Consider the following 12,352-nt stretch of genomic DNA (forward strand, 5'->3'; position numbering starts at 1 on the left):
CAGTCAGTGTCATTACTGGCTGCTTTTCTCTAACTCTTTAGTCCAAACTCCAGTTTATAATAAACGAAATTTAAATGGTTGAGAGAGAGTTGAATAAAATTTTAAATCCAAGACACTTGGCTGTAATTAATAAAGGCACATCAGAATGGAATAAATGGAGAAAGAAATATCAAGAAATAAAGCCTGAACTGTCAGGAGTTAATCTTCAAGGAGCAAAGCTTAATAACATAGATTTAACTAATGCCGATTTAAGAGGAGCTAATCTTATAGGAGCAAAATTTAAGGAAGCGAATCTGACTAATGCAGATATCACTGGGGCAGACCTTAGAGGTGCAGATTTTAGTCAAGCAATCCTCATTAATACAAACTTAGATAGCACGAATCTTTTCCAGGTAAATTTTAGTAATGCCAACCTTACAGGAGCTACAATTAGAGAGGCAGAGATATCATGTATTAAATTCAATGAAGCTATCCTGATAAATGCAGACATAACATCAGCTAAATGCAGTGGACAAGCAGCTGATTTTACTAAAGCAGTATTAATAGGTTCTAAACTTAATAATGCGAATCTTTTTGAAGGCAATTTTGCTAATGCTAATCTTACTGAAGCAACATTATTGGAAGCAGATATTAGAAATGCTAATTTTAAAGGTGCTATTTTAATTAGAGTAGATTTAAGTCAAGCGAATCTCTTTAGAGCAAATTTTAACACTGCGAATCTTACTCAAGCAAATTTGGCTAGAGCAAAACTTGGTGAAACAGTTTTTATAGATGCAAACCTTGATTCAGCGAGCTTTAATCAAGCGGATTTAGCAAGGGTAATATTACTAGGTGCTAATTTAACTAATGTAAATTTTAGTGAAGCAAAACTTTTTGAAGCTAATCTTAATGGAGCCAATTTAGCCGGATTAAATCTAAGTTATGCTGATTTAACAAAGGCAAAGTTTTTTGGAGCCGATCTCAAAAATACTAATTTAGAAGGAGCAGATTTACGCGGAGTCGATTTAGAGAGAGTAAACCTAAATGGAGCAAACCTTGTCCGAGCAAAGCTAAACTTTGCTAATCTTACCCAGGCTAATCTTACTGATGCAAATTTAAGTGGAGCAAATTTTCAAGAAGCAAGACTTGTGGAAGCCAAGTTAATTAGAGTTAATTTAAGCTACGTAAATCTCAATTTGGCAAATATGAGTAATGCAGATATTAGTAATGCAGACCTCAACAACGCAAAACTTTTACAAGCAAATCTCAATGAGGTAAATTTTGAAAATTCGAATCTTTCAAGAGCCGACTTTCAAGATTCGTATCTTGCCAAATCTAATCTTACAAATGCGAATTCAAGCCATACAAATTTTACTCATGCTAGACTTACAAATGCAAATCTTAATAGAGCTGATTTGGCTTTCGCAAAATTTTACAAAGCAGATTTAAGCTTTGCAAGTATTAGTTATGCTAATTTGATTAACTCAGACTTAAGTTGGGCTGATTTAAGTTGGGGTGATCTTAGCAGCACTGATTTAAGCAATGCCCTTCTTATAGGTGCTAACTTAGTAGGTATTAATCTTGAAAATGCTAATATTACAGGATGTTCAATTTGGGGAATATCAGCATGGGATTTAAATTTAACAAATACAATTCAAACAAACCTAATTATTAAACCAAATGATGAAGTATCTATAATAATTGATAATATTGAATTGGCTCAGTTTCTCTATTTAATACTTAAAAATGATAAAATACGGAATGTAATTGATACTGTCGCTCAAAAGGCAGTATTAATTTTGGGTAGATTTACACCAGAACGGCTAGAAGTTTTACAAGCAATTCGTAAAAAGCTACGTGAACTTGGATATGTACCAATTCTTTTTGATTTTACTAAACCGCAATCTCATGACTTTATAGAAACAGTTTCCACCTTAGCTCATATATCAAAATTTATTATTGCCGACTTTACAGATCCTAAAATTGTACTTGAAGAAGTACCCCATATTGCAAGAAATGTCTCTGTACCGATTCAACCGTTATTTATGAAAGGAACAGGGAATATTGCTGTCTCTATAGGTAATCTTAGAGTCAATCATCGTTCGATTCTTGATGATTTTTATTATGAAAATCTTGAGCATTTAATGCAAAACTTTGAACAAATGGTTATTAGTCCTGCTGAGAGCATGGCACAAGAGTTATTAGAGCGAAAACGTAAGGAAGCTGTTAGAGAGCAAGAATAGCATAGATTCTTGAAACAATATTCAAAATAATTAATTTGAAATATAACTTTTTACTTATATAAATTGAGTATATTTTTTATGCGCTATAGTATTTAGCTTTATGGCAAGCAATTATTTTTTAGAGTTAGTGTTTTCCATGCGCTCAAGGAGCGTCACTATGCGTCCCTCAAGTTCATCACGAGATTTTATTTGATAAAAAACTAAATCTCTGGCCCGTCGTGGAATGATCCGTGTGTCATCAACACAGAATATCCAAAGCTCAAGCTGTGATTGTGCGTGCTTTTCAAGTGCAAGTTCCATTTCGTCAAAGCACCAAGGACTGCACGCATACTCACGACACCAAAGTGCAACAAACACATCAGCAGAGAAAACTGCCTCTTGGATTTTTCTAGGAATGTCATAGCCAGCACCAAAGTCTGTTTCATCGCGGAAAACTACCATATTTCGCCGTCTAAGAATAGTTTCTACATAGTCAGCTTCCGCAGGTCTAGCTCGTGGATAACTAATGAAAAAATTAGGTCGATTTCCTTTAATTTTAACTGTTGAAGTTGACCTTCTATCAACCAGACGTTCAGCAAGATAGACAATTTTATTGATAGATTGAGAATCTTGTAACGCATCGATATCTTCGCCGAGCCGATCTGTAAGTTCATAACGGCGACGGTAAAATGATTGGCTGGCAGCCCCTCCAAGAAAGGAAATTGGCAGGAGTGGTTTTTGTTTTCCCTCAGCAATAAGGAGTAACATATTAGCTGCACCATCTGGCTTGCCTCCTATTGCGATCGTTAAATGGCTTCGTTCAATAGCATTTAGTTGGCAAAGTAACCAAGCATATTGAAAAGCTTCACGAGTTTCTACTTGTGGAGGAGGATAAGGGTATCGGCTGACCGTTGATATCTGGAAACGGCTAAGAACTTCATTGAACTGGCTGTTTACTCTTTGAGAATCTGGGTAGTGAATCTCAATAGCAGGGCGTGGAGGCAATGTTTCCGCGAAACCTCGCATGACCTCAATATCTGCACTATTTTCAAATGGACTGCATACAATTACCGAATGCCCTGCTGTACCCAAGGAACAGCCTAGCTGATAGCAAGCCTGCTCAAGCAGAGCTTTCTGTGTTTTGAACATTGGCTCAGTGGGATCAGCTGTAGTTCCACCAATTACAAAAACTCGCATTTAATTATCACGCCACTTAATTACTTCTTTCACTAAATTCTTGAATTAGATTGTAAGCTTTATCTTTTGAACCTTTGTGTTGTACAGGAGTTAGGACAACATTAGTAGCAAAGATATAATAATCGGGCTTTCGATGCGTCTTTTTGGAATCAGCAAAAGCCTCAAGTTCTGATTTTAGTTGTTCTAGTGCCCATTCTCCATCCTTTTGAGAGTGCTGCCTAAACTTTGCTTGAAGAACGATGTAATTATTCCAAGAGTTACCAACTTTTGGATAGCTAGTTTCGCCTTCAAAAGTAGCTTATCGAGCAAGCTGTAGAGTCTCCTAACGGGAAAGTACTCTCACACCGGATCGTGAAAAATGTTGTGCAGCGCATAATGGAGCGAACCAAAGTACCCAATACTTACCAACTGGGGAAAGTATGCCAAATCCTTGCTAAGGACATCCCGGAACTCAGGGGTAAGGGCGGATGTTGAGCGATAGTCAACCATGTGGGCGAGGTCAGTTGTACAGTCACAATGTGGGATGGGTAGTACACTGTAAGAATCGACCATCTCAAGCCACTGAACTACCTGGAATCGGAATGTCAGCAGATGCAGCAGATTAGTGATCGCATCAGTCGGTTACGGGAAAACAAGAGCTTGGAAGAAGCTGCCCGTGCTGTGTTGAAGCACTTGAGAGAGTTGGAACGCTTTTATTTAACCCAGTTCGAGGAAAGGCTTTTGAGTTTTATCGAACAAGACGGAAGCAGTTAGAAAAATCTTTTTTAAGCTGTTACAATTAAAAGCTTTGCTAATAAAAATCTATTTGAATACTATATGGCAGATAAAGAGCATTTAAATCTACTAATCCAAAGTTCAGAAGTATGGAATGATTGGAGGCAAAAAAATACAGAAGTACAACCCAACTTCAGCGAGGCAAATCTTGAAAGAGCAGTTCTTATTAACAGAAATTTACAAGGAGCGAATTTTAAAGGAGCGAATCTCCACGGAGTAAATATCCAGAAATCAGATTTGAGTAACGCAGATTTCATTAAAGCAAACCTTAGCAAAGCTAATCTTATTCAAGTCAACCTTTGTGGAGCAAATCTTAGCGAAGCAGATATTTATGCTGCAAACCTTAGTCAGGCAGATTTAAGTGGAGCAAACCTAAATAAAGTTAACCTTGCAGGGGCACATTTATATAAAACAAATTTTAATGGAGCAAACCTAAGCCAAGCAGACCTTACAATTACCCGATTGATAGAGACAAATTTTGAGAGAGCAAACATTACAGATTGCTTGGTCTATGGTATCTCTGCTTGGGGAGTAAAATTAGATGGTGCAAATCAGTCAAATTTAGTTATTACTCCTCAAGGAGAATCTACTATTACGGTAGATAATCTCAAAGTTGCTCAGTTTATTTATTTACTCATTAATAATAAAGAAATTCGAGATGTTATTGATACTGTAGCCAAAAAAGCAGTATTAATTTTAGGAAGATTTACACCAGAGCAGCTAGAAGTTTTACAAGCGATCCGTAATAAGTTGCGTGAGCTAGGATATGTACCAATTCTTTTTGATTTTACTAAACCAGAATCTCATGACTTTATAGAGACAGTTTCCACCTTAGCTCACATATCAAAATTTGTTATTGCTGATTTTACCGATTCTAGAATCGTACTTGAAGAAGTACCCCATATTGCAAGAAATGTCTCTGTATCGATTCAACCGTTATTTATGAAAGGAAGAGGGAATATTGCTGTCTCTATAAGTAATCTCAGAGTCAATCATCGTTCGATTCTTGATGATTTTTATTATGAAAATCTTGAACATTTAATGCAAAACTTTGAACAAATGGTTATTAGTCCTGCTGAGATGATGGCACAAGAGTTGTTAGAGCGAAAACGTAAGGAAGCTGTTAGAGGGCAAGAATAGCTTGATTAGAAAAAAGAATTAGATAAGAGTAATAGTTATGTACTGTTATTCGATTAAATATTAGCTTGTTAACTTAAATTTATACTGTCATCCAAAAAATACACTGCTACACTAGGGCTATGCAGTGAAAGTTTTAGTATAACTTTATCTAATGAATAACCTGCTTGAATTTGATGTATTTTTAGCGCACAATAGTCTAGACAAGGTTTTTGTAAGAGAAATTGCAAAGAAGCTCAGACGAGGGCGTTTGAAGCCTTGGCTTGATGAAGATGCGATTCTACCTGGTCAAATTATACAAGAGGAAATCCAAAGAATAATTTTACACATTAAATCTACTATTATTTTCATTGGTAAAAACGGATTAGGAAGATGGCAAAAAGTAGAATTAAGAACTTTATATACACAATGTATTGAAAGGGGTATTTTGGTTATTCCTGTTTTACTACCAGGAGTTAGCGATTTCCCGCAAGAACTACTATTTCTTAAAGAGCATAAATGGATACATTTTATTAATAGCATAAACGATGAAAAAGCTATCCAAGAGCTTAAGTTAGCTATTAGACAAACAAAAGAAAACCAAAAGCTAAACAAATCGAATAATCAATCTAAATTACTTAAGCCACCTCTTAAAAAAACAAAATCACAGCAAGAAAATTTAAAGCCTAGTAAAAAGCCAAATACTCATTTAGATCCAAGCCCAGATATTGCTACTTCCAAAAGTAAGACTACAAATATAATACCCAGTGTGAAGCCTACTAATGTAAAACTGTCAAGCACTAGAATAGCTAAAATAAACGAATCAAATCCAGCTTCTAATCGGCGGAAAGCTAAGTCAACTTCTACTATTAGAGCTTCAAAAAATAAAGCAACAACTATTAATAATTCAGGCGCTTGGGTTTTGCTAAACAATAATTTATTTAAAACAGAATTAGTTGAGACTCAAACAGATCAAAGTATCGTACTTAATATTGTATCTACTGATACCGAAAAAGAAGCAATTTTACGTAGATTGCAACCAGAAAATTATAACAAAAAACAAATTACTTATGTTTATCAAAATGATGCAGACATAATGCACATAGAAAGTGTTTTAGTAAAATCTGTAAAAGGTAAAAATAGATTTACTCTAACCCTAAAACCATATTTCCAAGGGCAAATAGATAGTTTTACAGAAATTAATATTAACGGATTTAGTGCAGATAAAATTGCAGAGTTGCGTGCGCGTCTTATTTTACTTAACGAATCATCTATACTTACGAAAACTAATCAAAAACATTGTACACTGAATTATTGTATACAAGGCTATAATAATTCACTTAAAATAGAAAAGTGTATTTTCCTGGATTTATGGAGAAGTCTTAATAAAAAAATACAAGTATTTTTAATTCATGCACGTCTTCTTGCAATTTATTATTTAAAAATGACTTTCACTGTTGAACATATATTAGAGCTAAAGTTGACTTTAATTAATAACAATATGCTATCTGTGCAGTTCCGTGGGCAAAGGAAGCAGTTCTATGCCAATCAGGAACCTGCTTTAATAGAAGTAAAAGGTAATTGCCTTCTCAATATATAAGTTATAGTTTTTTCTTAAACTATGCAGGTAATTTTACAATATAACTTCATCTAATGAATGATCTACCCAAATTTGATGTATTTTTAGCTCATAATACTCAGGATAAGCCTCAAGTAAGGTTTGTTGCGTCTGCATTGAAGCAGCGCAGACTAAAAGTATGGCTAGATGAAGAACAAATTATTCCAGGAAAAATTTTTCAACTTGAGATTCAAAAGGCAATAAATAACGTTAAATCTGCTGTTATCTTTATTGGACAAGCAGGATTAGGTAGATGGCAATATATAGAATTACAAAGTCTCTATAGTCAATTTGTGCAGGCTGAGAATGTAAAAACTATTATTCCTGTATTGTTACCAAGAGTTAATGAAATACCAAAAGATTTGCTTTTCCTTGCCCAACATCATTGGGTAAGTTTTACTAATGGAATAGATGATGTTGAAGCTTTGTACCAATTAGAGTGGGGTATTACTGGACGGAAGCCAGAGCAAAAATCAAACCAGAAACAGGTTATTGAAACCGATGTTTTACAATCTAATGACCTAAGTTCTGCCAAGGGAATAAATTATAAAAAACTACATGATTTTCTAGCGGAGGGAAAGTGGAAACAAGCAGATCAAGAAACTACGTCTGTGATGCTTCAGGTAGCTAATCGACAAAAAGAAGGCTGGTTAGACGTAGGTAACATCAAAATTTTTCCCAGTATAGACTTGCGTACCATTGACACTTTATGGTTAAAGTTTAGCAAGGAACACTTTGGCTTTAGTGTACAGAAGCGGATTTGGCAAGAAGTTAATCGAGACTACGCCAAGTTTGGCAAGCAGATCGGTTGGCATAAGCTTGATTGGGTATTCTACTTCAGTATTACCTACTCTCTTGATGCTCCCCCTGGGCATCTTCCTTGTTCTTATTGCTATATTCTGAGTCAAGTTGGAGCATACAAGTATACAGAGATTATTCCCGTTACACGAGAGGTAGGGCAAGTCGGTAAATTTGCAAAAGATGATCCAGGAGTTGTTTGTCTATTTGCACGGCAAGACTTGTAATATCTAAAATTAAGTATTTTTTCCTGGCATACAAAAAGGACACTGCTACACTAAAGCTATACAGTGGACTCTACAGTATGACATCACCTCAATTTAGTATCAGAATTCCCTCAGAGCTAGAACAGAGGCTAATGGGTTACGCCAAGCAGAATGGTATGACAAAGACAAAAGTGATGATTGATGCCTTAGCTCACTACCTTGGTTGTGCTGAGGATGTGCCACTGACACGCAGAGTTTCTGAATTAGAAAAAAGAGTATCAGCATTAGAGGCTGAGAAAACAGGTAAGTAAAAAGTATGATTTTACTTACTTATAAAGAATTAACCCTTAACAGTGCGACAAACTCATGCCTAAATCTGACCCCGCCAAAATTAAAAAAGTGTCTTTCAGCCTGCCCTTTGGAATAGGTTCTGTGGAATGGGAAGCAGATCCAACAGAGCGTAGAGCAGCTTGGTCGTTGTACGTTGAACTTGTAACCCGCATTGCTGTTCAGCCTTTGGAAGCAGACAATGGACTTTTGCGAGAGGCTTTATCATCCTTGTACAACTTGTTCCCTGTGACACGGCAAGTTCTTAAAGAGGGTGGACCAGATGTGGGAGCAACTCATGATTCAGTTGGCGGGATTGCGATCGCAGTGCTAAACAATGGGTTGCGTCCGTTTCTGTCCAAATGGCATCCACTATTACAGACATGGGAAGCCCAGCGTCCGCCGCACCAGAGTCCGAAAGAGCATGAGTGCAATTGGTCTGAAGAACCAAAATTAAGAGATGAATTGGAATCGTTAAGGAAGGACTTGGAGCAGTATGCGAATGCATTGGCTGTAATTGCTGGTGTGAACGAATAACAAGGAATCTGTAAATGTCTAAGTTTGATGTATTTATCGCTCACAATATTTTAAATAAACCTCAAGTTAGAGAAATTGCTAAACATCTAAGATTGCATCTTTTAAACCCGTGGTTAGACGAAAAATTGTAGATGAGCAAATCTCATTCGATGATTTTTGAGGTTGGTTTAATCGGTGTCGTCTGTTGATATGAAAACCCCTATAAACTCCGAGAGAACGTGAAGTTGTCTGGTACTTTTAATTTAATGCCCATCAAGGTAAACAGTGACTCCAAAAAGTCACTGAAAAGTTGTCTATGTAGATGAAACAATGACTGAATCATTCCACAAAATAGTAATTGCCATTGAAGTTAAATTAAAATATCAACTATTCAATGTTCCTCAACAATTCGAGTAGAATTTTTGCATAGCACATTTGAAAAATTCGATATCTTGCTAAAATCAGCAACGTATAAACTATGAACTCTACCACCGAAAAACGCATCGCCTTGATTTCCGTCCATGTAGACCCAGCGATTGAAATTGGGAAAGAAGAAGCTGGAGGACAAAATGTTTATGTGCGCCATGTGGGTGAAGCACTAGCACAGCTAGGATGGCAAGTTGATATGTTTACTCGCAAGGTGAGTCTAGAGCAAGACTCGATTGTTCAACATAGCGATAACTGTCGAACTATCCGTTTAAAAGCTGGTCCCGTAGAGTTTGTGCTGCGAGATAATCTTTTTGGCTATTTGCCAGAATTTGTAGAGAATTTACTTACATTTCAAATAAAAAACAGCATTACATACCCTTTAGTTCACACCAACTACTGGCTTTCTAGCTGGGTAGGTATGCAGTTAAAGGCAATACAAGGGAGTAAACAGATTCACACATACCACTCTTTAGGAGCAGTCAAATATAACACGATTAAAACAATTCCCTTGATTGCTAGCCAGCGATTAGAAGTGGAAAAACAGGTGTTGGAGACAGCAGAATGTATTGTGGCAACTAGTCCGCAGGAAAAGCGAGACATACGATCACTCATTTCGACCAGAGGCAATATCGATATCATTAGCACTTTTAGTTGGGATGACGTGGCAAATAAGCTAAATGAACTTTATACCCAACTGTTAAGAGAAGAACCTATTTCAAATTCAGTTAAACAGCAACGGCAACCAGTAGCACAGAAATTAAAAACATTTGATTTTGATGTTTTTCTTTGTCACAACAGTCGCGATAAGCCTTTCATTATAAAAATTGCAGATGCACTTGAAGAACGTAAGATAAAGCCTTGGATAGATAAAAACAACATTAGCCCTGGAGAGGAATTTCAAGCAGCAATAGAACAGGCAATTCCCAAAATAAAATGTGCCGCTATTTTTTTCGGTTCACACGGGACAGGAAAATGGCAGAAAGAGGAAATAAAGGCTTTATATCGACAAAAGGTTGAGAAAGAAGAAGAAAAAATTATACTCATCCCTATTTTACTTCAAGGGGTTGACGAAATACCAAGTGAGTATTTATTCTTAAGAGGACATAATTATCTAAAGCTTAAATCTCAAGAAATTCACGGGCAATTTTTAAATGAATTGGTGAAAGGTGTGAAAAGGCTGCATGATTGAGCGTAAGGATTCAGGTCAGGGTTAGCGCGTCTCAAACCCTATTGACAGCGGGATTATGGCAGAGGTACTGAGTTTGAGAGAGCCGCAGCCAACACAGAAAGCATATAGTGATCGTTCATAGCTGCTCGTCGTGATTTTTGGCGAATACTGCGACGAAAAGATGATTCTCGCTCTAATGCATTCAGGGCAATACGACGTAGTAAAGCAAAGTTTTGTGAGCTGTGCAGAGAACGAATTCGGGACTCATCCTCATGAAAGGTAATATCTAATGTCCAACAATACCTTTGCCAATTTACGAGGGTTCAACGCCTGTGGAAACGTTATGAATACGTCCTAAAGAAGTAAGCTTGGCAAAAATCTGGGTTAGTAAAATAGGCTCAGGCATTTCCGGAAGCATTTTTAACATTTCACCAACATATCGAAAGCCACGATAATAAGGATAGCCTCATTTGGCTACTACATTGCCAGATATAAAGCCTACAAGATTGATGATTTCAAAGACATGCGTGTATTCATAATGTTTTTCTAAAATCCTTACTATGCTTTCCATTCAAACAACCTTCCATTCATGCAACTTTCCATCCACGCAAACAATTCCCCACTGTGGAAACTTAACAATGAGCTTTTTAATAAGTACTCCAAGAGCCGGGTCATCACTCCAGCACTCCTGCAAGAATTCAAACCCCGGATTCTGCCCCGAATTTCCTGCAACTTTCAGTTTCTGCATACGCCCCGGTCGTGCATTTGTCCTTGCAACTATCGCCTCATGCGACCACTTTTCAGTGATGGGCGCGGCGGAACAAGCACCTTCATGACAGTCTCTCGGCTCAACACCACAATCTTGATTTTCAGCCAACAACGGAGCAGGTTGACTTAGTACAGCATCCACAAGCGCCAGCGTCGTGCAGTCCATTGCCACAGGCAATTCTTCAAGTTCTGACGCGCTTTCGATACGTTGAGGCGAAGCGCCCCCCAAAGGCGCGTGAGCCGTCTCCTCCTCACGCGGATTTTCAGTTGGCGCGTCAGAACCAACTACCATACCAACAACCTTAGTTGGTTGTTGGTAGGTAGTTAATGGGTTGTTAAAAACGATGTTAGGTTTCTGGAACCCTTGTAAATCCTCACTTTTTTGACCATTCTTTTGGAATGATTCCAAATCAGGCTGGATTTGTTCCACTTTGGGGTGGTTTTCATTCCGTTCGGGTTGGTTTATTTTCTCCCCGGCGTGGACGGCTTTCTCGTCACAAGAATTGGTTTCCGCAGACGTGGACGATTCCCAGTAAAAACGATTGTAATAACCGTGAAGGTTACGGACACGGTAGCTAATCAGTCCTGGTCTACCAGAAGGTAAGCGACCAAACACTTCCTCAAACTGGAATAGTCCTTGAGCAGTCAGCGCCGCACCTGCTTTTTGCAAAGATTTGTAGGTGAGGTTAGTATCGAGTTTATGGGCAGAACCCCCGAATTGTTCAGCCGCTACGCTATCTAACCAAAGCTGCTGCACAGACGGAGGCTGTTGACGAACCCAGTTGATATCCTCAATCGATACCTTGCAATGTGGTCTAATCGATTTCTCTACATCCGTCTGTTTGCGATCGCTTCGCTGTTTGCTGCCACCGTTGATTGCTTTTAATGCTGTAGTCATAATTTCCTCCTAAATTTTTCTGTGCTTTTACCCCCTGGATGACCAAATTGTGAATCATACCCTGACCAAAAATTAACGACATTTTAAGGGTTATAGCCTAAACATCACATAAAACTTTGCATAAAATTATGTCCGCGTGTCCTAATTGTGAATCATAATAAAGCCTAGAGTTGTCATAACTAAAAATCGAAAACTTCTCCCGAATAATTCTCTAAAAATGACTAATAAGTACAACTTAGATGACAAAATATGGTTCAAAGTGACTAAGATATGATTCAATGCGCGTTGATAAGTATTTTTAGGAGACTGTAGTGAAGCAACAAAGCCGTCCTTGTA

Annotated in this window: 10 protein-coding genes and 3 pseudogenes; 9 read left to right on the top strand and 4 right to left on the bottom strand. The window is 37.5% G+C overall.

Annotated features, from left to right (window positions below):
• Nucleotides 1–74: 74 nt before the first annotated feature.
• Nucleotides 75–2,222: a pentapeptide repeat-containing protein gene (locus RMY63_RS39875; RefSeq protein WP_322733955.1), complete on the top strand. Its 2,148-nt coding sequence runs from the start codon at nucleotides 75–77 to the stop codon at nucleotides 2,220–2,222.
• 111 nt (nucleotides 2,223–2,333) lie between these two features.
• Here the strand turns inward: RMY63_RS39875 and RMY63_RS39880 are convergent, their stop codons facing one another.
• Nucleotides 2,334–3,398, bottom strand: a complete 1,065-nt coding sequence (locus tag RMY63_RS39880; RefSeq protein ID WP_322733956.1) for a toll/interleukin-1 receptor domain-containing protein — start codon at nucleotides 3,396–3,398, stop codon at nucleotides 2,334–2,336.
• 467 nt (nucleotides 3,399–3,865) lie between these two features.
• Between RMY63_RS39880 and RMY63_RS39885 the strand changes: the two genes are divergently transcribed.
• The 8 genes and pseudogenes from RMY63_RS39885 to RMY63_RS39920 all read left to right on the top strand — a co-directional run.
• Nucleotides 3,866–4,003 carry a hypothetical protein gene (locus RMY63_RS39885; protein ID WP_322733957.1) on the top strand — a complete coding sequence of 46 codons (138 nt, stop codon included), beginning with the start codon at nucleotides 3,866–3,868 and terminating at the stop codon, nucleotides 4,001–4,003.
• Complete coding sequence (locus tag RMY63_RS39890) at nucleotides 3,990–4,151, top strand: hypothetical protein (RefSeq protein ID WP_322733958.1); 162 nt, start codon at nucleotides 3,990–3,992, stop codon at nucleotides 4,149–4,151. Before RMY63_RS39885 ends, RMY63_RS39890 begins: the two co-directional genes overlap by 14 nt.
• A 63-nt stretch (nucleotides 4,152–4,214) precedes the next feature.
• The gene (locus RMY63_RS39895; protein WP_322733959.1) at nucleotides 4,215–5,312 is read left to right on the top strand and encodes a pentapeptide repeat-containing protein; all 1,098 of its coding nucleotides are present in this window, start codon (nucleotides 4,215–4,217) and stop codon (nucleotides 5,310–5,312) included.
• A 151-nt stretch (nucleotides 5,313–5,463) separates the two neighbouring features.
• Nucleotides 5,464–6,888 carry a toll/interleukin-1 receptor domain-containing protein gene (locus RMY63_RS39900; RefSeq protein ID WP_322733960.1) on the top strand — a complete coding sequence of 475 codons (1,425 nt, stop codon included), beginning with the start codon at nucleotides 5,464–5,466 and terminating at the stop codon, nucleotides 6,886–6,888.
• Nucleotides 6,889–6,941: 53 nt separating this feature from the next.
• On the top strand, nucleotides 6,942–7,931 hold the full coding sequence (locus RMY63_RS39905) for a GUN4 domain-containing protein (RefSeq protein ID WP_322733961.1): 990 nt from the start codon (nucleotides 6,942–6,944) through the stop codon (nucleotides 7,929–7,931).
• A gap of 77 nt (nucleotides 7,932–8,008) precedes the next feature.
• Complete coding sequence (locus RMY63_RS39910; protein WP_322733962.1) at nucleotides 8,009–8,221, top strand: hypothetical protein; 213 nt, start codon at nucleotides 8,009–8,011, stop codon at nucleotides 8,219–8,221.
• Between the two features lie 55 nt (nucleotides 8,222–8,276).
• Complete coding sequence (locus tag RMY63_RS39915) at nucleotides 8,277–8,774, top strand: hypothetical protein (protein ID WP_322733963.1); 498 nt, start codon at nucleotides 8,277–8,279, stop codon at nucleotides 8,772–8,774.
• Between the two features lie 457 nt (nucleotides 8,775–9,231).
• Nucleotides 9,232–10,299: pseudogene (locus RMY63_RS39920) on the top strand (TIR domain-containing protein); the annotation flags it as partial.
• A 125-nt stretch (nucleotides 10,300–10,424) separates the two neighbouring features.
• Here RMY63_RS39920 and RMY63_RS39925 read toward each other — a convergent pair.
• The 3 genes and pseudogenes from RMY63_RS39925 to RMY63_RS39935 all read right to left on the bottom strand — a co-directional run.
• Nucleotides 10,425–10,646, bottom strand: a pseudogene (locus RMY63_RS39925) (transposase); the annotation flags it as partial.
• 17 nt (nucleotides 10,647–10,663) lie between these two features.
• Nucleotides 10,664–10,807 (bottom strand): annotated as a pseudogene (locus RMY63_RS39930) (IS4 family transposase); the annotation flags it as partial.
• A 114-nt stretch (nucleotides 10,808–10,921) separates the two neighbouring features.
• Nucleotides 10,922–12,016: a hypothetical protein gene (locus RMY63_RS39935; RefSeq protein ID WP_322733964.1), complete on the bottom strand. Its 1,095-nt coding sequence runs from the start codon at nucleotides 12,014–12,016 to the stop codon at nucleotides 10,922–10,924.
• Nucleotides 12,017–12,352 lie beyond the last annotated feature (336 nt).

The organism is Nostoc sp. ChiQUE01b, assembly GCF_034531255.1.
Classification (GTDB): domain Bacteria; phylum Cyanobacteriota; class Cyanobacteriia; order Cyanobacteriales; family Nostocaceae; genus Nostoc.